This window comes from Labilithrix sp. (assembly GCA_019637155.1).
In the GTDB taxonomy this organism is placed as follows: Bacteria; Myxococcota_A; Polyangia; order Polyangiales; family Polyangiaceae; genus Labilithrix.
In genome coordinates, this window is the sequence record JAHBWE010000017.1 from 53,135 (window position 1) to 72,767 (window position 19,633).

General features: G+C 71.9%; 15 protein-coding genes. 8 read left to right on the forward strand and 7 right to left on the reverse strand.

The window, feature by feature from the left end:
• Positions 1–67: 67 nt before the first annotated feature.
• Positions 68–775, reverse strand: coding sequence for a hypothetical protein (locus KF837_32330; GenBank protein ID MBX3232059.1), 708 nt, complete (start codon positions 773–775; stop codon positions 68–70).
• 1,280 nt (positions 776–2,055) lie between these two features.
• On the opposite strand from KF837_32330, the gene KF837_32335 reads away from it, so the two are divergent.
• The 4 genes from KF837_32335 (at position 2,056) to KF837_32350 (ending at position 6,175) form a co-directional block, all read left to right on the forward strand.
• Positions 2,056–2,769 carry a hypothetical protein gene (locus KF837_32335; protein ID MBX3232060.1) on the forward strand — a complete coding sequence of 238 codons (714 nt, stop codon included), beginning with the start codon at positions 2,056–2,058 and terminating at the stop codon, positions 2,767–2,769.
• 66 nt (positions 2,770–2,835) lie between these two features.
• On the forward strand, positions 2,836–4,368 hold the full coding sequence (locus tag KF837_32340; GenBank protein MBX3232061.1) for a right-handed parallel beta-helix repeat-containing protein: 1,533 nt from the start codon (positions 2,836–2,838) through the stop codon (positions 4,366–4,368).
• Positions 4,369–4,645: 277 nt separating this feature from the next.
• The gene (locus KF837_32345) at positions 4,646–5,101 is read left to right on the forward strand and encodes a hypothetical protein (GenBank protein ID MBX3232062.1); all 456 of its coding nucleotides are present in this window, start codon (positions 4,646–4,648) and stop codon (positions 5,099–5,101) included.
• A 168-nt stretch (positions 5,102–5,269) separates the two neighbouring features.
• A complete protein-coding gene (locus KF837_32350; GenBank protein ID MBX3232063.1) occupies positions 5,270–6,175 on the forward strand; it encodes a hypothetical protein in 906 nt (301 codons plus the stop codon).
• Between the two features lie 5 nt (positions 6,176–6,180).
• On the opposite strand, the gene KF837_32355 is transcribed toward KF837_32350, so the two are convergent.
• From KF837_32355 to KF837_32365, 3 genes are all read right to left on the reverse strand, one after another.
• A complete protein-coding gene (locus KF837_32355; GenBank protein MBX3232064.1) occupies positions 6,181–7,167 on the reverse strand; it encodes an SUMF1/EgtB/PvdO family nonheme iron enzyme in 987 nt (328 codons plus the stop codon).
• 86 nt (positions 7,168–7,253) lie between these two features.
• Positions 7,254–8,528 carry a radical SAM protein gene (locus tag KF837_32360; GenBank protein MBX3232065.1) on the reverse strand — a complete coding sequence of 425 codons (1,275 nt, stop codon included), beginning with the start codon at positions 8,526–8,528 and terminating at the stop codon, positions 7,254–7,256.
• Entirely contained in the window at positions 8,525–9,169 is a 645-nt protein-coding gene (locus tag KF837_32365; GenBank protein ID MBX3232066.1) for a hypothetical protein, read from the reverse strand. Before KF837_32365 ends, KF837_32360 begins: the two co-directional genes overlap by 4 nt.
• A 76-nt stretch (positions 9,170–9,245) precedes the next feature.
• Between KF837_32365 and KF837_32370 the strand changes: the two genes are divergently transcribed.
• The 4 genes from KF837_32370 (at position 9,246) to KF837_32385 (ending at position 14,267) form a co-directional block, all read left to right on the forward strand.
• Positions 9,246–10,526 (forward strand): hypothetical protein, encoded by a 1,281-nt coding sequence (locus KF837_32370; protein MBX3232067.1) that lies wholly within the window; start codon positions 9,246–9,248, stop codon positions 10,524–10,526.
• Positions 10,523–11,524, forward strand: a complete 1,002-nt coding sequence (locus KF837_32375; protein MBX3232068.1) for a hypothetical protein — start codon at positions 10,523–10,525, stop codon at positions 11,522–11,524. The genes KF837_32370 and KF837_32375 overlap by 4 nt, the downstream gene beginning before the upstream one ends.
• 20 nt (positions 11,525–11,544) lie before the next feature.
• The gene (locus tag KF837_32380; protein ID MBX3232069.1) at positions 11,545–12,609 is read left to right on the forward strand and encodes a formylglycine-generating enzyme family protein; all 1,065 of its coding nucleotides are present in this window, start codon (positions 11,545–11,547) and stop codon (positions 12,607–12,609) included.
• A gap of 218 nt (positions 12,610–12,827) precedes the next feature.
• Complete coding sequence (locus tag KF837_32385; GenBank protein ID MBX3232070.1) at positions 12,828–14,267, forward strand: DnaJ domain-containing protein; 1,440 nt, start codon at positions 12,828–12,830, stop codon at positions 14,265–14,267.
• A gap of 23 nt (positions 14,268–14,290) precedes the next feature.
• Here the strand turns inward: KF837_32385 and KF837_32390 are convergent, their stop codons facing one another.
• The 3 genes from KF837_32390 to KF837_32400 are packed head-to-tail and all read right to left on the reverse strand — an operon-like array spanning position 14,291 to position 19,631.
• Positions 14,291–15,166, reverse strand: a complete 876-nt coding sequence (locus KF837_32390; protein ID MBX3232071.1) for an ADP-ribosylglycohydrolase family protein — start codon at positions 15,164–15,166, stop codon at positions 14,291–14,293.
• Between the two features lie 51 nt (positions 15,167–15,217).
• Positions 15,218–16,042 carry an extensin family protein gene (locus KF837_32395; GenBank protein ID MBX3232072.1) on the reverse strand — a complete coding sequence of 275 codons (825 nt, stop codon included), beginning with the start codon at positions 16,040–16,042 and terminating at the stop codon, positions 15,218–15,220.
• A 25-nt stretch (positions 16,043–16,067) separates the two neighbouring features.
• Positions 16,068–19,631, reverse strand: a complete 3,564-nt coding sequence (locus KF837_32400; protein ID MBX3232073.1) for a DUF4132 domain-containing protein — start codon at positions 19,629–19,631, stop codon at positions 16,068–16,070.
• Positions 19,632–19,633: the final 2 nt, after the last annotated feature.

Genomic DNA, 19,633 nt, shown 5'->3' on the forward strand with positions numbered 1-19,633 from the left:
TCCGGACCTGACACTTCGCCACGCGCTCTTGTGGCTTGGCTTCAGGGCGGCGGGCGGTCTCGCGGTCCTAGACGAACGAGCGGAGCCACCATCCGAGCTCACGGCGCCGCATGAAGCCGGGGAGCTCGCGCCAGGTCTTCCGGGCTTGCCGGCGTGCGTCGGCGGCGCCCGCTTCGTCGCCGCGTCGAGCGCGGACGCGCGCGAGCATCACGAGCGGCTCGAGGGTGGACGAGTTGAAGGTCGTGCACGTACAGAGCGCCTCCTCGGCCTGCTCGTGGCGCCCCAGCTTTTCGAGCGCCTTCGCCGCGCCGAGGTACGCCTCGCCGAAGCGCCGGAAGGTGCGCTCGTTCGCCTTCGAGCTCGCGCTCGAGAACGGCTCGCCCTTGTCGGGATCGATCCCCACCGCCTCGCCGAAGGCGCGCAGCGCGTCTTCTGCCCTGCCCTTCCCGAGCAGCGCGAGCCCGCGCAGGTAGGCGATCTCCTGATCGCGCGGGGCCTTCGCGCGCGCCTCGTCGAGCCACCGCAGCGCCGAGCCGTGCCAGCGGAGATCGAGGTAGGCCTGCCCGAGATCGCGCCGCACGGTGACGTTCGCCGCGTTCATCGTCGCCTGGCGCTTCAGCCCCGAGATACGTCCGAGGTTCTTCACGATGACGACGGGATCGGGCAACCATCGCCGCACGAGGAAGAACCCCACGACCCCGAGCGCGACGTACGGATTCTGCTGCGCGAACGCCGCGAACAGCATCACTGCATAATACATCCAGTAGTAGCTCATCGCCCGAAGCCGATCGTAGACGCTTTTCCGCTCACGCTTCGGCGTAGCGATCGACGCCCGCCTCGCCCCGCTCGCTATGCCCTCGTCGCGGGCGCGCCCTCACGCCCACGTGCGCTCGGAGGGCGTACGTGACCGCGGGACCGACCACGCCTCGCACCACACGAGCGGCGTGACCGCGAGACGAGCACCGTCTCGCGACTCGCGATCGGCATCACCGCAAGACCAACACCACCTCGCGCCTCGCGCCTCGCGATCCGCGCGCCCGCGGGACGAGCACCGCCTCGCGTCTTGCGGCCTCGCGATCGGCGCGCCCCCGGAACGACGTAGCGAAAGGCAGAGGCCGCCAGCGCCCCTGACCGACGACGTAGCGAAAGGCCGGAGGCCGTGCGAGGCCCATATCAAACGCTCATGCGTACGAATGCGCCGTTCGGGTTCGGATAGCGAGGGGACCAAACACCACCTCGCACCTCACGCCTCGCGATCGGCGCGACCTCGAGGCACCGAGACCGAACACCATCCCGCGACTCGCGATCGGCGCGACCGCGGGGACCAAACACCACCTCGCGACTCGCGATCCACGCGACCGCGCACCATCTCGCGTCTCGCGACTCGCGAAGCGCACGACCGCGAGACCGAGCACCATCTCGCGACCCGCGAAGCGCACGACCGCGAGACCGAGCGCCGTCTCGCGTCTCGCGATCCACGCGACCGCGCACCATCTCGCGTCTCGCGACTCGCGAAGCGCACGACCGCGAGACCGAGCACCATCTCGCGACCCGCGAAGCGCACGACCGCGGGACCGAGCGCCGTCTCGCGTCTCGCGAAGCGCACGACCGCGGGACCGAGCGCCGTCTCGCGTCTCGCGACCGCGGGACCGAGCATCGTCTCGCGTCTCGCGATCCCGACTCGCGACTCGCGCGACCGCGGGGACCGGAGACCGCGAGAGCAAGCACCGACTCGCGTCTCGCGACTCGCGCGACCGCAGGGACCGGAGACCGCGAGACCGCGAGAGCAAGCACCGACTCGCGACTCGCGACTCGCGCGACCGCGGGGACCGGAGACCGCGAGACCGCGAGAGCAAGCACCGACTCGCGACTCGCGACTCGCGACTCGCGCGACCGCGCGCGTCTCACCACGCGATCTGCCTTGGTGTGAACCTTCCCTGAAAAAATCTGAAACTGGCGCACATGTTCCCACCTTGCCTTGCATGTGGGGAGGTGGTTGCTACATAGACACTTGTTCGTTTTTATGAATCGATCGGGAGGCGTCAAGTGTTCAAAATGACCTCATATTTCGTCCTCGCTTCGGTCGTGCTTGGTGCCTTTGCGGCCGCGGGTTGCGCGGCGCCCTCCGAAGAGGAGGAGGACGTCGCGGAGACGTCGGACCAGGCGCTCACCGGCTGGCAGAACATCGTCAACATCAGCGTGCCCGGCTTCGGCTACGTGAACACGCTCGCGACGCCGCATCGCGCGCTTCGGCCCGTGCGCGGTCGCTACATGAAGATGTCCTGGCCGGCCGCGTGCAACGCGCAGCTCACGCAGATGTCCCTCTACGGCACGTCGCTCGTCACCGGACAGCGCCTCCCGATCACCGCGGTCCTCGTTCGCGGCCCACAGCTCGAGCCCGGCTCCAGGATCGCGTCCTACTACTCGATCAACAACGGCGACGGCGCGACCGTCCGCGAGATCGGCCTCTTCGGGTTCGTCGGCGGCCCCTGCGAGATCGCGTTCGAGCAGTCCGACTCGCTCAACGGCGGAGGAGGAGGTGGAGGCGGCGGTGGTGGTGGAGGCGGTGGTGGTGGAGGCGGCGGTGGTGGTGGCAGCAGCGTGATCTCTGGCTACACCTTCTCCGGCTTCACGCAGTGCCGCTCGCTCGCGAACGACATGGCTTGCCCCGCGATCGCCGACGCCGTTACCGACGCGTGCCTCGATCGCAACGGACGCACGTCGACCTGCTCCGACTGCACCGTCGTCTGCAGCATCCCTGTTCGCTGAGTCTTCCGACGCGCGAAGACACGAGCTTGCGGGCAGCCTCCGACCCTCCGGTGGTAGGTTGATCGCATGACGAAGGACGGCCTGCTCGGCGCCGCGATCCTCGCGCTGGCGCTGGCGGGCTGTCCGGGCGCGGGATCGGCGCCGCGGGTCAGCTTCGATCCGCTCGTGGCCTTCGATCGGCGCGACGACGCGATGGCGCAGACGATGCCGCCGAACAAGCCGGCGGTGCGGCGCAAGCAGCCCTTCGCCGGGTTCAACGAGCAATTCAATCGGCACTACACCGATCCCGACTACACGCCAGCGACGGTCGTCTACGTGAGCCCCACCGGCAACGGCAACGGCGCGAGCCCGTCGTCGCCGGCGTCGGTGCGGGAGGGCCTGTCGAAGGCCGCGCCCGGGACGCGCGTCGTGTTCCAGCGCGGGACGTACCAAGGCTGCTTCGAGGTCGGCAAGGACGGCACGTACGACGCGCCGATCGTCCTCTACGCCGAGAAGAACCCCGACGGGTCGCGCGGCGTTCGCATGCAGTGCTGCGGCCACGGTCGCGCGAGCTGCTTCAACTTCGAGGGCACGAGCTACGTCGCGGTCGACGGCTTCGAGCTCCGCGGCGGGCGCTACGGCGTGCGCGCCGTCGGCGGCGACTACGCCGCGAGCCAGCACACGTGGGGGATCGCGGTGCTCCATTGCCGGCTCGACGGGCAGGGCTTCGACGGCGTCCTCACCGGCGCGGTGGATTGGTCGGTATTCGAGGACAACGTCGTCAGCAACTCGGGCGAGGACGACGGACATGGCATTTACCTCTCGAACGGGAGCGACCTGAACATCGTCCGGAACAACGACCTGTTCGACAACATGGGCGCGACGTTCCAGATCAACGCCGACCCTGCGTCGACCTGCGACGGCGACTTCCGGACGGAAGACTGCGACGCCGTCGCAGGGACCGGCGACGGCGGCCGCGGCGCGTCGGACTTCTTCCTCGTCGAAAATAACTATTTCCACCACGGCGACGCGCAGGGCTCGAATTTCACGTCCGTGCGTTACAGCATGGTGCGCAACAACGTATTTGCGTCGTGGGGCCGACACGGCGTCAGTTTCTGGAGCGAGGCGGCGGACCCGGCCGACAAAAGGCGATTCAACCCGCGGCTCGGGTCGCACCACAATCGCGTTTATCACAACCTATTTGCGTCTACGAACGACAGGCACATGCTGCAGTTCGTCGCCAATTCGGATTCCTGCGACGTCCGCAACAACCTGTTCGTCGGAATGACCGTCAGCGGCGACCGCGTGAGCGCGCGCCCGACCGCGACGTGGCTCGAGACGGACAACACGGTGACGAACAACGTCTACGAGCACAACGTCTACCTCGCGGGCCGGTTCGACGGCCGGCGCGGCCCTGGCGTGAGCGAGCTCGCGCGCCCGGACCTCGACCCGGCTTGGTTCACGCGGCTGCCGACCGGCCTGCCGAGCACGGTGACGGACTTCCAGCCGAAGCCCGGCGCGCCCTTCCTCGACATCGCGCCGCGCCTCCCCTCCGTGATGCTCGATCGCGCCGGCAAGCCTCGTGGCGTGCCCGCGGACGTGGGACCATTCGAGCTATGATGTCTTGTCATCGTCAGGGGCTTCGCCCCCGACACCCCCACCCCAGACACGGCCCTCGAAGACTCGGGGCGCTTCGCGCCCGCTTGCGCGGCCGCTTCTGGGGCCCTTTTGCGCCGACGCCGGCACACAGCGATACGCGTTCGCGGCTTACGTCGCGCACCGCGGCGGCGAGCTCCGCGAAGACGGGACCACGCTGCGCGCCGAGTGGAAAGACGAAGCCGTGACCGCGAGGGTCGACGACGGCACGGTGTACGGCGTCGAGGCCGCGTGAGCGCTCATGAGCGCGCCGCTCGTCGCACGTCTCTTCCATCTCGTTGGGCAAGCGCCGCCGGGCGGGGTGGTCGCGCGGACGTTCGCCCGTGCGCCGCGCGAGCGCCTCGTGCGCGCGGTCGCGTGGTATGCGCACGCGCGGACCGGCGGCGTCGCGGCCTCGGCGCTTTTGTCCGGCCTCCGCCTCGTCGTGCGCGGCTGGGACGACATGTACTTCACCGCGACGGTCCCACGCGGCGCGCGCCGCGCCGACCTCGCGACGCCGAGCCCGCGCCAGGCGCTCGTCATCCGCCACGGCCGCGCGGGCCGCGGCTGGGAGAAGGAGTCGCTCCCGACCATCGGCAAGGTGCGCGGCGAGATCGACCTCGCCGTCGCGTGGCTCGCCGGCACGACCGGCTGCATCCTCCACGACGACTGCGCCGCACACCCGGAGCTCGGCGCCGCGTGCGCCGGCTTGCGCTAACCTTTCGACGCATTTCACGGGAGGCGATGCGCGACCTCACGAAGAGCGTCCGCGATGGCGCGGTAGCGCGGAAAATGCGGGCGCGATCATTTTGCAGGGAAGATTTTCGAGCGGCGTTTCGGCCTCGGATCGCGTTGACGCGTCGTCGCTTCGCGCTAAAGGGTGCGCGTGTTCCTTATGCGCACCTCTCTTCTTGCGGCGCTCGGCGTTGCGTTGGTTGCTTGTTCCGCTCCCACCAGCGAGGAGGTCGGCTCCGGCGAGCAGGCGTCGCTCTCGGACGTCGTCTCGATCGTGCAGAGGCCGGACGGGCGCTTCGACGTGTTCTGCCGCGGGCGCGACGGGGCGCCCGACTTCACGCAGACGGTCGAGGCGAGCGCGATCCACGACGACTCCGTGTGCTCGCCCCCCGCGCCGCCGCGGCCCTCCGTCGTGCCGGTCGGCAACCGTCGCGTCGCGATCCCCACCCACGCGTCCAACCGGACGCTCGAGCAGTGGGGCGTCGACACGTGGGAGGGCTTCGCGTCGTTCGACGTCCAGGTGCAGGGCGGCAACGGGTACAACATGGCGGCCACGCTCGTCGACGGCAGCGGCGCGAGCTACCCGCTCTCGACCACGCGCACGCGCTACGAGCGCCTCCCGACCCCGATCAAGGTCATCGGCTCGAGCAACCCGTACTACGCCGGCGAGGTCGTGTTCAGCGCCACCTCCGTCGAGGTGACGAAGACGACGTCGACGCCCGGGCTCGCGAGCAAGTACGCCGGCACCGGCCTGACGCTCCTCAAGACGATCGCGCCCGAGCTGCCGAACGCGCCGGTCACGCTCACCGTCGGCGCGACCTTCTTCAAGAACTTCACCAACGGCAACGCGTGCTCGCGCGCGTCGATCGTCGACGCCGCCGGCCAGTCGGTCACCCTCGATCCGGAGACGCCGTCCCGCCGCGCCACGCTCAAGGCCCCGATCAGGGTCCAGGTGCAGCAGACCTGCATCTCCTCGCGCCTCGCCGCACCGGAGAACGGGGACGCGGACGTCGACGTCGACGTCTCTCGCATCGAGATCGGCGCCGCGAGCCCCTGAGCGCGTCACCGACGCACGAGGCGGAACCCGATGTTGGGGGCGCCCCACGCGTGGACGTCCGGATGCCGCCACGATCCTTGCTCCCGCGCGGCGCGGAACGAGACCGTCACCGCGTCGGCGCAGTCGGCCCACGAGCCGCCGCGAACGACGCGCCTCGCGGGCGCGTCGGGATCGGGCGGCTCGCCTCGCGCCGCGCGGTGGTACGCGAGCGCGTCGTAGCGATCGGCGGTCCACTCCGCGACGCCGCCGCACATCGCGTGGAGGCCGTAGCCGTTCGGCGGATACGCGCGCGGATCGGTGAGGTGGAACGCGCCGAACCGATCGAAGTCGCAGCGCTCGCGCGTCGGCGCCTCGTCGCCCCATGACCAGCGGCGACCGAGCAGACCTCCGCGCGCGGCCTTCTCCCACTCCGCCTCGGTGGGCAGGCGGTAGCTCGCATCCGTGCTCCGCCGCGAGAGCGCCGCCGCGAGCTCCTCCGCGTCGTATGCGCTGATCGCGACGAGCGGCTTCCGGTCGTACGTGGGCGGGTCCTCTTCTGCGCGCTCGTAGTGGTAGCGCCAGTCGAACGCGGTGGGCGTGTCGCCTTCGCAGTACTGGAGGCGGATCTTCCCGAGCTCGCGGAGCATGAACGCCGGACGCACGAAACCTTCGTCGTCTTCTTGCTGGAGCGACGGATCGTCGTCCGAAGGAGAACCGTCCGGCGGCGGGCTCCAGCCGAGCAACGCGCAGTACGCCGCCCACGTCAGCGGCACGTCCGTGATCCAGAACGCGGCGACGCGACGGCGATGGACCGGCCGCTCGTCCGGATCGCCCGTCGCCGAGCCCATGAGGAACGTGCCGGCGGGGACGTAGCGGAAGCGGAGGCCGTGCTCGTCGATCGCGAGCTCGTCGAGGACCGCGCGGCGCTGGCGCGCGACGCCTTCGTCGTTCGGGAGGAGACCGTACGCGCGATCGAGCGCCGACGCGGCGAGGGCGCGCTCGCCGCGGCTCAGGAACCAGTCCGCCGCGACGAGGCAGCGCTCGCCTTCGTCGATCGAGCCGGGACCTCCCGCCGCGAGGATGGACTCGGGATCGAAGCTCATCGCAGCACCGGCAGGTGCATCGTCGCGAGCGGCGGCCGCGCGCGCGTGCGGTCCCACGGATCGGGAGCGTCGACGTCGCCGTACGCGGCGAGCGAGCGCGCGCGGCACCCGGTGAAGAAGCGATCCGGCCCCGGCTGCGCGGCGCGGAGGCGACGGAACGCGTGACCCGCGCGCCAGATCTCGGAGAACGATCGCGCGCGGAGGTTGCCGCTCTCGAACGCGGCGCCGAGGAAGCTGCACGGGTTCACGTCGCCCGTCGCCGACACGCTCGCGACGAGGTTCGCCGCGCCGCAGCCCGGCGGGCTGAACGTCTTCGCCTGCGCGTCGGCGCGCGCGCTCGGCGCGAACGTGTCGATCGCGTGGACGTCGTGACCGAGCCGCGCGAGCTCGTCGAGCGCGCGCGTGTACTCTTCGAACGTCGGCATGAGGTCCGGCCGCGAGCGCGCGACGCCGACGGGGTAGAGCGGGCGGAACACGGCGTTGCTCGCCCCGAGCTCGCGCGCGAGCTCCGCACAGGCGACGACCTCGCCCGCGTTCTCGCTCGTGATCGTGAACGCGAGGGTGAAGCGAAAGTGCCGCCCGTACGCGCGGAGCCGGCGCGTGACCTCGTCGAACGTGCCCGCGCCGCGCACGGCGTCGTTCGTCGCCGCGGTCGCGCCGTCGAGGCTGACGTTGACCCACGCCATCGCGCGCTCGGAGAACGATCGCGCGACCGCTTCGTCGACGAGGAGGCCGTTGGTCGTGAGGCACGGATGGAGCCCGTGCGCGAGCGCGGCGTCGACGATCGCGAAGAGGTCCTTCCGCAGGAGCGGCTCGCCGCCGGTGAGCCCGATCCGGAACGTGCCGAGCGCGGCGAGCTCCGCGAACAGCCGATCGATCTCCGCGAGCGAGAGGTCCGCCTTCCGCGGCAGCGCACCGGCGAAGCAGTGCGTGCAGCGCAGGTTGCACGCGGCGATGACCTCGAGGTGGAGCGCGAGCGGCCCGAGGAGGTGATCGACCGGCGGCGCGGCGTGCGGCGCGCGCACCTCGCCCGCGAACCGCCCGTCGGGGAGGAAGAAGCCCTCCGCCTCGAAGTGCGCGAAGAGGTCCGCGACGAGCGCGCGCCGCGCCGCGTCCTCCTCTTCTTCGATCGCGGCGAAGGTCCCGACCGCGGCCGCGCGGCGGAAGAGCGCGGTCGTCTCGTGATCGAACGGGAGGTAGCGCGACGTGCGGCGATCGAAGACGAGGCTCCCGAAGTGCTGCGGGACGAGGACGAGCGCGGGCCGCGTCATCGCTCCTCCCGCGCCGCGAACGAGATCCGGACCCACGCTTCGTCGAGCGGCGCGCCGGCGTCACCGAGCGCGAGCATCGTGAGCCCGTCGGCGGCGAGCCGCTCGAACGGCCGCCGCACGTCGGCGGGGAGCGACGCGAGCGCGGCGTCGTCCGCGTGCGCGACCGCGCGCCAGGAGCGATCGTCGAAGTCCGGCGCGATCGGCGGCGACGCGAGCGGCCCCGGATGCCACCTCTGTACGACGCCGGACGCGATCGGCAGCATGTTGTCGGCGCGGTCGCCAGGTCCGCGATCGGGATAGACGCCGATCGCGACGGGCACCGGCGGCGCGAGGTCGAGATCGCGCCCGCGCCACGGCATCCGCCCGAGGCTGCGGAGGCGAAGCGCGACGACGTGACGACCGGGCCCGAGCGGCGCGCGATCACCACCGAGCAGGACGCCGTCGAGCCACGTGTCGACGGCGCCGATCGCGACGACGCGCACCCGCGCGGAGGGACCGAGCCGCGGATCGATCCAGCGGAGCACGACGCCGCCGCATCCCGCGGGCACCTCGCAGTGGGAGTACTCCTGCAGCGTGAGCCGCGGCGAGTGCTTCTCGAAGCGATGAAGCGTGTTGATGCGGAGGTCGCTCTCGTCGCTCATCGCAACACTCTATCCGCCCTACCTCCGAATAGAGCGAACGGTTTCTTCGTCCGTAGCAGTCGGAATGACGGGACTCGTGCGCCGTCTTGGGCTCCTGACGTCGTTGTGCGTGGCGGCGTGCCGAGGTGGGACTCCCGCCGCCGCGCCCGCGCCGACCTCCGCGTTCTCCGTCGCGATCGAAGGCAACTGCCCGAAGCTCCGCGCGCACGCGGCCGGCCGCGAGACGGTGCTCGTGGTCGGGACCTACGGGCTCGACGAGGCCGGCGCGTGGACCGGCAAGCAGACGGCACGCGCCGCGCAGGCCATCGCGCTCGTCCGCCCCACCGCGCAGGCGCTCGCGGCCGATCCGCGCGCGCCTCGCACCGCGACGATCGAGCCCGCGCTGCTCGAAGGGCTGCCGCGCACCTCGCGCGGATGGATCGAAGGCGACCTCGAGATCGGCGGCGGAGGGCGCGGCGGGTTCTGGCTCGAGCGGGTCGTGCGCACGCCGGCCGCGCTGAACAAGGGCGCCCTCTTCGAGGTCTCGCGCGACGGGTTCACGTGGGCGGGGCGCGCGTGGCGTCCGTCCGCCGGGCGCGACGCGTTCCTGCGCGGACCGCACGTCGCGCTGCCGGTCGCGACGCTCTTCTGCGAGCGCGACGGACACGCGTTCTCGCTCCTCGCGTCGGAGCGCGCGAGCGACGGCACGACCTTCGTCGCGGGTCGATGCGAGGACGAGCTCCACCGCCCCAAGGGCCCGCTCCTCCTCGCCCGCTATGACGCGCGCGCGCATCGATGGCAGCGCGTCGACGCGCCGTCGTCCGCGCTCTTCGAGGGACCGGACGCGATCGTCAACGCCGGCATCGTCGTCGTCTCGCCCGACGAAGCGTGGGTCCACGCGTACCGGCCCTTCCAGGAGACGGGGCGCGAGCATGCTTATCTCGTGCGCGTCGCGGGGACCACGGCGACGCCGGTCGCGGTCCCGTTCGAGCGATCGATCGTGTCGCTCGCGCGCGCCGCGGACGGAGCGCTCTGGACCGTCGCCGGCTTCCAGGAGCTCCACCGCCGCGACGCCGGCGGCGCGTGGGAGCCCGCGCCGATCGCGCTGCCGCCGCTGCGATTCGTCGAGCCGGTGCCGACGTCGGTGCGCCTCCTCGAGGTGCAGGCGACGGCGCGTGACGTCTGGGTCCACGGCGCGGTGCCCACCGTGCGCGCGGACGGGAGCGCGGGGCGCGAGCACGTCCTCTTCACGACCGCGCGCTGGTCGTCGCCGCTCCACTGCGATCGCGAAGCGGAGCCGCAGACGGCGCTCGGATCGACGGGGACGAAGGTGAAGCTCGCTTCGCTGCGCGCGACGACCACGGAGAAGAGCGAATGAAGCGCGCCTTCGGGATCGCGGCGCTCCTCGCGCTCGCCGGTTGCGCGCGATCGAAGGCGCCGCCGGCGGCCGCGCCCCTCGCGGAGGCCGATCCCGTCCACGACACGATCGGCGAGTTCCGGCGGAGCGAGCGCGTCGCCTGCGCGGAGGGCACCGACCTCGTCTACGTCGTGTCGCGCGACGGCGCGCTCCACTCCTTCGATCCGAGCGAGCTGCGCTTCCGCCGCATCGGGCGGCTCGAGTGCCCGGGCGCGACGCGATCGCTCCCCCAGTCGATGGCGGTCGATCGCTCCGGCCAGGCGTGGGTCGGCTACGACAACGGCGTCCTCGCGCTCGCGAGCATCGCGAATGGCGACTGCATCGCGTCGCGCGTCAACGTGCATTATGCACGTATCGGCACGCGCTTCGGCATGGGGTTCGCGCCCACGGCCGAGGGCGGCATCGGCGGCGAGACGCTGTTCCTCTCGACCGAGCCGGCCTTCGGTCGCCTCCCCGACGGCCGCGTCGCGCGCGGCAACAGCCTCCTCGTCCGCATCGACGACGGCGCGCACATCCGGCTCGCCGGCGCGTTCCCCTCCGAGCTGCGCGGCCTCACCGGCGAGCTCTCGAGCCGCTCCGACGGCAAGCTGTTCGCGTTCTTCACCGGCGAGCCGTTCTCGCTCGCGGAGATCGATCCCGCCACCGCCGGCGTCCGCTGGCAGAAGCCGCTCGAGGGCATGCGCTTCCGGCGCAGCGGCAGCGGCTCGTGGGCCTTCGCCGCCGTCGGCGCCGAGTTCTTCTTCTTCTGGGCGGACAACGGCGGGCCCTCCACCGTGACGCGCCTCCGCGAAGACGGCACGCTCGAGCACGTGATCCCGAACGCGGGGATCGAGATCGTCGGCGCCGGCGCGTCGACCTGCGCCACCGCGCACCCTCCCGCGCCCTTGGAGCCCGCGCCCTTGGAGCCGCCACCGCTGCGGGCGCCGCGCCCGCCGATCCTGCGCCGGAGAATTCCCTGAGACGCGCTAGGATCCGGGGCGTGAAAACGCTCCTTCCTTTCGCCGCCCTCCTCTCTCTATCCATCGCCAGCGCGTGCTCGTCCGGCGGCGACGCGGGGAGCAGCAGCGGAAACAGCAGCAGCGGAGGCTCGTCGAGCAACGGCGGCACGACGAGCAGCGGCGGGAGCAGCACGACCTCGAGCGGCGGCAGCAGCACGACCTCGAGCGGCAACGTCGGCGGCGGCGACAGCGCGAGCTGCAAGGACCTCCCCGCGACGTGCGGCGGCGCCAAGGACTGCTGCGCGGCGCAAGACGTCCCCGCCGCGACGTTCAACCGCGGCAACGATCCCGAGTTCCCCGCGACCGTGAGCGCGTTCGCGCTCGACGTCTACGAGGTCACGGTGGGACGCTTCCGCAGGTTCGTCGACGCCGGCGCCGGCACGCAGGCGAGCCCGCCGGCCGCCGACGCGGGCGCGCACCCGCTGATCGCGAACAGCGGATGGAAGGCGGCGTGGAACGGCGAGCTCGCCGCCGACACCGCCGCGCTGAAAGAAGCGCTGAAGTGCAATCCCAGTTATCCCGCGTGGACGGATACGCCCGGCGAGAACGAGAACAAGCCGATGAACTGCATTACCTGGTACGACGCGCTCGCGTTCTGCGCGTGGGACGGCGGGCGCCTCCCGACCGAGGCCGAGTGGAACTCCGCCGCCGCCGGCGGCGCGGATCAACGCGAATATCCGTGGGGCGACGGCATCACCCTCGCGCAAGCCGCGTACGACTGCCGCGCCGACGGCTCCGGCGCCGGGGATTGCAAGTTCAGCGACATGCTCGCGGTCGGCTCGAAGTCGCCGGCAGGAGACGGCAAATACGGCCACGTCGATCTCGCCGGCAGCGTCTGGGAGTGGGTGCTCGACGACGGCGTCGAGCCTTATCGAATCAAGGACTGCAAGGACTGCGCGGACGTCCAATTCGGCGACAATCGCATGTTCCGCGGCGGCGGCTTTCCCAACGAGGATTACCTGCTCACCACCGGCGCGCGCATTTACGACGTCCCGACCGATCGCGACTACGACGTCGGCGTCCGCTGCGCGCGCGCGGCGAAGTAGGGAATCAGCGGGGCGCTGCACGCCGCCACCGCCGTCGCCGAAACGAAGAGAAGACCAAGGAAGGCTCGCGGGCTCATGCCCCGTCTTCAGCAAGCGCTGGACCACATCACCCCACAGGTCACCTCGTCAGAAATCGCTCTGAAATCCACGCTTTCGACGGTGATCGGCAAAGGGGCCACGAGCGATCCGTGGGCAACGGATGGGGAGTAATCTTCGAAATGGCGCCCTGCGCGCCGAGCCCGATGAACCGCGACACCGTCCTCGTTCGCATCGACTGCGATCTGCGGCGCCTGCCGATCAACGCCAAGGAGGCGTTCTTCGTCTCGCAGCTCGACGGGCGCATCACGCTCGAGGAGGCGAGCGAGATCGCAGGGCTCGCGCTCGACGAGGGCATGAAGCTCGCCGGACGCTTGTCGATCCTCGGCGCCGTGAGGGACGCGAAGGCATGCACGGGCTCCACGCCGTCTGGCCCGCGCGGCGCCGGCCGCTCGACCACCGAGAAGAGATCGCGCCCGCCACGAAGCCTCGATCCGCGCGCCGAGGTCGCGTCCGAGCGTCCTCCGCGCGCCGACGTGGAGGAGGCTCCGCGCAAGACGACGTCGCGGCGGCTCGCGGCGCAGGTTCGCAAGGACTCGCCGCCGGGGATGCGCAAGGAGCGGCGGCGTTCGACGGGGTCGATGCCCGAGGTATGCGAGCTCGACGCCGGCGTGCAGGAGATGATCCGCGCGCTCGACACGAAGCTCGCCGCGGGCGTCGATCACTACGCCGCGCTCGGGGTCGAGCGCACCGCCGACAAGAAGGAGATCACGCGCGCGTACTTCGCGCTCGCGGCGCAGCTCCACCCCGACCGCTTCTTCGGCAAGAAGCTGGGACCGCTCCGCGCCGCGATCGATCGCGTCTTCACGCGGCTCACGGCGGCGAACGACGAGCTCGCCACCAGCGCGCGCCGCGCCACGTACGACGCGACGCTCCCGCCGCCGAAGAAGCCGTCGAGCGCACGGCGCCCGAGCAAGCGCATGCGGAGGTCTCAGCTCACCCCCGCCGTCGCGGTCGAGAAGCCGCCCGAGCCGCCTCCGTCTTCGAGCACGACGAACGATCCGGAGCGCTTCAAGAAGCTGCAAGCCGCGGCGCGCAACGTCGCCGGCGCGGAGCGCGCGATGACGTGGGTCCGCGCCGCGGAGGAGGCGGTCCGCGCGGGCGACATCGTCGGCGCCGCGAACAACTACCGGCTCGCGCTCCAGATGCACGACGATCCCGTCATCCGGCAGAAGCTCGACGCGATCGACGCCCACTCGCGGGACCTCCGGCACGAGAAGTACCTCCTGAAAGGGCGCGCCGCCGAGCGCGCCCTGCGCTGGGCCGAGGCGGCCGATCACTACACGCGCGCGAACGAGGTACGGCGCGAGGCCTCCGTCGCCGAGCGCGCGGCGAACGCGCTCCGCCTCGGCAACGGCGACCTCCGTCAGGCCACCGCCCTCGCCGAGCAAGCGGTGGCGCACGACGCGAAGAACGCGGACTACCGCGTCACGCTCGGAGAGGTCTACCTCGCGTCCGGCCTCGTTCAACGCGCGAAGGACGAGGCCGACGCGGCGATCAAGCTCTCCCCGAGCTACGCGCGCGCCAAGGCGCTCGTCGCCGCCGTCCGCGCGCGCTCGTAGCGCGGCGCACGTAGGCCGGCGCTCTAACGCGGAAGCGGCTCGCGGCGCGCGCGCCACGTCGCGGGGATCCCCTCCACGCCGACGGCGCAGGCGACGACGCCGCCCGCGATCGCGCACGTCGTGTCGCGATCGCCGAGGCCGGAGACCGTCGTCCACATCGCCTCTTCGTACGAGTCGAGGTGACGAGCGGCGCACCACAGCGCGAACGGAACGGTGTCGGACGAGATGACGCGAGCGCCGGTGCCGAGCGCGGCGGCGGCGGTCCGCGGATCGTAGGTGAGCGGCAGCGCGAGCGCCTTCGCGAGTCCGTCGCGCGTGGCGCCCGGCGGCGTGTGAAACACGACCTCCTCGAGGAGCGCGGCGCCGGCGACGAGCGGACGCCGGCACGCGATCGCCGCCGCGACCGCGACCGCGATCGCGCCGGCCTGACCGTCGGGGTGCGCGTGGGTCGGCTCGGCGGACGCGCGCGCCTCCGCGATCGTGCGCTCGAGATCGCCGGCGAAGTACGCGCCGATCGGCGCCGCGCGCATCGCGCCGCCGTTGCCCATCGAGCCCTGGCCGTCGAACACGCGGCCCGCCGCGACCGCCCACGGCACGCCGGCGCCGATCGCCTGCAGGATCCCGTGCGCGGTGCCGCCGTAGCCGCGCATCGGGTCCGCGCGGTAGCGATCCGCGAACGCCGTCGCGAGCGCGTCGCGGTCGACCTTGCCGTGCGCGTCCAGCACGAGGGCGATCGCGAGCGCCATCGCGGTGTCGTCGGTCCACTGCCATACCGCCGCCGCCGGCGCCGTCCGCTCCGCGATCCGCTCGAGCACGATCCCAGGCGGCCCGAAGAACTGCTCACCGAAGGCGTCGCCCACCGAGAGGCCCTCCAGCGCCGCGCGCATACGCTCCGTCATCGGGTTCAGTGTGACGGAATCAGAAAGAGTCGCAAGGACTTTTATTCGGCGTCAACGAACCAGGACCCAGTCGTGCGTCGTCAGCTCGAGGTGGAAGTGGTTCTTGTGCTGCTGGTTCCAGTTCGGCGTCAGGATGACGGAGAACTGCCGCCCGGCCGCGCCGCAGACGAGGTCCCAGAGCTCGGTCGCGGCCGGCGTCACCGGCTTCGGTCCGACGCCCGACTTGCACGTGAGCGAGCCGATGCGGCCGTGGAAGTCCTTCTCGACGACGAGCTTCGTCTTGTCGCGCTTGTCGAACTGGCCGATGTCGACCGCGAGCGCGGCGCAGTGCTGCTCGCCGGCGTACTTGTCCGTGCACCCGTTCTCCGACGGCGAGCGGTAGGACGAATAGACCTGCGCGCCGATCACGTCGCGCGCGGCGAGGGCGACGGAGAAGTCGTCGAGCGCGAGGACGAGCCGGCAGTCGATCTCGGTGTGCGGCGCGCGCGAGCGGTACGTCACGCCGTGGAGCGGACCGTCGAGCTGGACCGGCGCGCGCACGCCGGGGAGATCGGCCGCGCGGCGGAACGCGATCTTACGCTTGTCGAGCTCCGCCTCGCACGCGTCACGCGTCATCGTGGCGTACACGAGGACGGACGAGCCCTCCGGGAGCGAGAACAGCGAGTACGTCGTCGGCGGCGGCCCGCGGCGCTTCCACGTCGCCGACTCCGCGATCCACGGCGTGAGGGGCCCGCTCGACGTCGCGAGCGGCGGCGCCGGCTCGGGGATCGGGAGGTCGAGGTCCTCCGCCGTGACGCTCTCGACGGGCGCTTGCGTGCTCGAGGGCGCGGGCTTCGAGCACGCCGCGAGCAAGAGCAGAGGCAGGAAGGCGCGCACGACGGCGCGATGATAGCGCTGCGCGCTACGCGCGGAGGCCCTCGAGGTCGCGGACGAGCTCGCTGAAGACGATGCGCGGGAGGTCGCCGAGGGCGACGACGCCGTCGCGGCCGCGCACGACGACGGCGCCGAGCTTCTGCTCCGGCGGCGACTCCGCCATCGCGCCGGCGAGGAGCCCGCCGTCGCCTTCGAGCGGGAGCGTCGCGCGGAGGCCGCGGGGCAGCTCCTTCTCGACGTCCCAGATCCAGCCCGCGTCTTGCGGCACGCCCTTCTTCCAGCCGCGTTGCTCGAGCCCGAGCACCTTCCCGGTCGGGACCTCCACGCCCTTCACGCGCGCGAGCTCCTTCGCCGCGCGCTCCGGCTCGGTCACGGCGAAGACCTCGCGATCGAGCTGCGCGAACGGCTGGATGATCTCGTAGTTGCCGAACACCTCGCCCCACGCGCGCAGGTCGGCGTCGGCGAGGACGAGCCGGTGCGGGAGGCCGACCACCGCGTCGCCGGCGAGCGAGAACGGATCGTCGTTCACGTCGGCGAGCGTGCGGTCCTCCGCGACGCGGAACGTCTTCGTGACGGCGTCCTCCTCGTAGATCGCCCACACGAGCCGGCGCACGAGGTGGAACACGAGCGGATGCGCGACGAGGAGGCGCTCGAAGTCGGCGCCCGACCACCGTCGCTCCGTGCACATCGCGCGCTCGAGGCGCAGGATCTGGCTGCTCGCGACCGCCTTCGCGTCCTTCTTGAGCGCCTTCCACGTCGCGGTCGCCTCCGCGGCGGCGGCCTTGTCGTCGCTCGCCTTCGGCTTCGGCAGGTCGGCGCTCTTCCTCTTCGTCTCGTCGACGACGAACGGGACGAGGTCCTCGCCCCAGCCCACGCGGAAGCTGCGCGCGCCGAACGACAGCACGCGCGAGCCGTCGGGATCGAGATCGAGCGCCGGCGCGATGCGGTCCGCGAGCTCGTCGCGGGTGAGGCCGCGCGCGTCGGCGATGTCCTCGATCTTCTCGCGCGCCTTCTCCTGCAGCCCCTTGAACTTGAGCTTCTCCGCGATCGCGTCGAGGTGCATCAGCGCGACGTCGGTCCCGATCTCGGCGAGGACGTCGAGCCCCTTCACCGCGCGCGCGTGCGCCGACTCGCCGGGCCACGCGCGGACGAACGGCGTGAGGCGCCGCGCGGCCTCGTCGCCGCCGAGGTGTCCGAGCGCGGTCATCATCCAGTCCTCCGGCGCCGGGGCGCCGTTCGTGAGCCACGTCTCGAAGAGCGCCCACGCGAAGCGCGCGAGCGACGCGCCGGTGCACGCGGCGATCACGTCGGCGAGGAGCGGATGCGCGTCGCGCGGCTCGCTCAGCGCGAGGAGGGTGAGGAGGTGCCGGACCGCGGTCTCGGGGAGCCGGCGGGAGGCCGCGCGCAGCACGACGGGCGGGAGCGCCTTCGGATCGAGCCAGGCGGGGAGCGGCGCGATCTTCGGCGGCGGTCCGTCCCAGGCGAGGATCGCGTCGAGCGCAGCGAGCACGCGCGGCTCCTTCGCCGCCGCCGCGCGCACGGCCGCCTCGTCGACGGCGGCGAGCACCTTCACCGCGGGCGCGTGGGTCTTCTGCGTCCGCTTCGAGAGCGCAGCGGGCAAGAGGCCGTGCGCGGAGGCGGCGGGGTACTTCGCGAAGTACGCGACCGCCTTCGGGCGCGCCTTCTTCGAGCGCGCGGCCGCGGCGGCGACGGCGACGGCGGCGCGAGGGGACTCGACCATCGAGAGCGCCTCGGCCGCGCCGGGGCCGTTCGCCTTCGCGACGTTCAAGACGAGCGGGAGCGCGTCGAGGCCGAAGCGCGCGAGCGCGTAGCGGAGATCGGCGACCTCCACCGTGGCGAGGCTCATCTCGTCGAAGCTCGCCGCGTCGATGACGACCTGCCGCGCGGCGGCGTCGCTCATCAGCTCGAGCCACGATCCGATGTGGCGGCGCGAGAGCCCGTCGAGCATCGAGCGCGCGGCGAGGTCCATCGCGGCGCTCTTGGGCTCGAGCTTCGCGGTGGCGGCGAACCACGACTTCACCGACGCGCCGGCGACGACGGGCGTCCGGCTCGCCTTCGCCATCTCTTCGTCGATGCGCTCCGGCCCGAACGGCAGCGTGATGCCCTCGATGATCGGCGGCGGCTTCGGCGGGGTCGCGAGCCACGGCGGCTCGACCAGCACGCGCGGGAGCTCGGCCGCGTCCGCCGCGGGCATCGCCTCGGTCGCCGGGGCGGGCGCGGCGCCGAGGACCTTCAAAAGCGATTCAGCGAAAATAATGTTTTTACCTCTTGAAGCGACGATGCCTTTCAGCACCGGCAGCGCGAGGTCGGGGCGGCGCGTGAAGAAGTCGCGCGCGACGGCGTCGACGCCCTTCTTGTGGAGCCAGCCGCCGAAGACGCGCGCCGTCTCGGCGTGCTCGAGCGTCGCGAGCACGGTCGCGACCGCGACCTCGGCGTCGCGGCTCCCGGCCTCTTCGAGCTGCTTCACGAGGAGCGGCGTCGCGGCGAGCCCGATCCGCTCGACGGCGAGGGCGTTCTTGAAGGTCCAGTCGAGCCCGAAGCGCGCGGCGAGCCCTTCGAGGGTCTTCGGATCGTCGACGAGGCGGAAGAGGACCTTCGCGTCGTATCCGACCTGATCGCGCGGGAGCGCGAGCACCTCCGCCGCGTCCTCGTTCGCGAGCGCGGCGTCGTCGACCGCGGTCGCGAGCCCGATCCGCACCGTGAGCGGCGCGCCGGCGCGGAGCTTCACCGCCGCCGCGCGCATCGCCGCGCGCTCGGCGGGCTCGAGCGCGCGGCAGTGACGCGCGAGCACCTCCGCGACGTCCGTCTTCGCGCCGCACACGCTCGAGTCCCAGCTCCGCTCCGGCGCCACGCGCGTCACCCAGGTCGGCATCGCGTCGCGCGCCCCCGACGAGTCGTAGTGGCGATAGTAGCTCCACATGCGCGACAGGACGTCGAGCGCGACCGCGGGCCCGCCGAGCGCGAGCCAGCGTTCGACCCACGCCGCGCGATGGTCGTCGTCGTACCCCGCGAGCGTGCAGCCCGCCGCTTCGACGTCGGGATCGATCGTCGCCGGCAGCGGCTCTTCGGCGTACCCGGCCTCGAGCTTCGCGCGGACGTCGGCCGTCTCGCTCGCCTCCCACTTCAGCTTCGCCTTCTCCCAGAGCGGCATCGCCGCCCGCACCCGCTCCGCGATGACGACCCCCGCCCCGGTCGCGGAAGGGACGATCGCCTTCGCCGCCTCGCCACGCTGCTTCTCGAGGATCGCCTTCGCCGCGGGAGTCCAGAAGACGCGATCGCCCGCAGCTTCCCCCTTCGACGACAGGGGCGCGCCGAGCGGCGGAGCGGGCGCGGACGGCGCGGGCGCGGGTGATGCGGGCGGTGGCGCGACCTCCTTGTAGCCCTTCTTCGTCTTTTCGCGGATCAGCTTCTCCATCTCCGCGGTTGCGGCGGGGGGTGCGGCGAAGTCCTTTCGCTGCGTCTGGCCCTTCGTGCCGATCTTGCCGAACGAGACGTGCAGGGTCTTGCCGTCTTCGATGGCGACCTGCCAGAACTTGTTCGACGTGCCCTCGCTCAGCTCGAAGCGCCGCATCC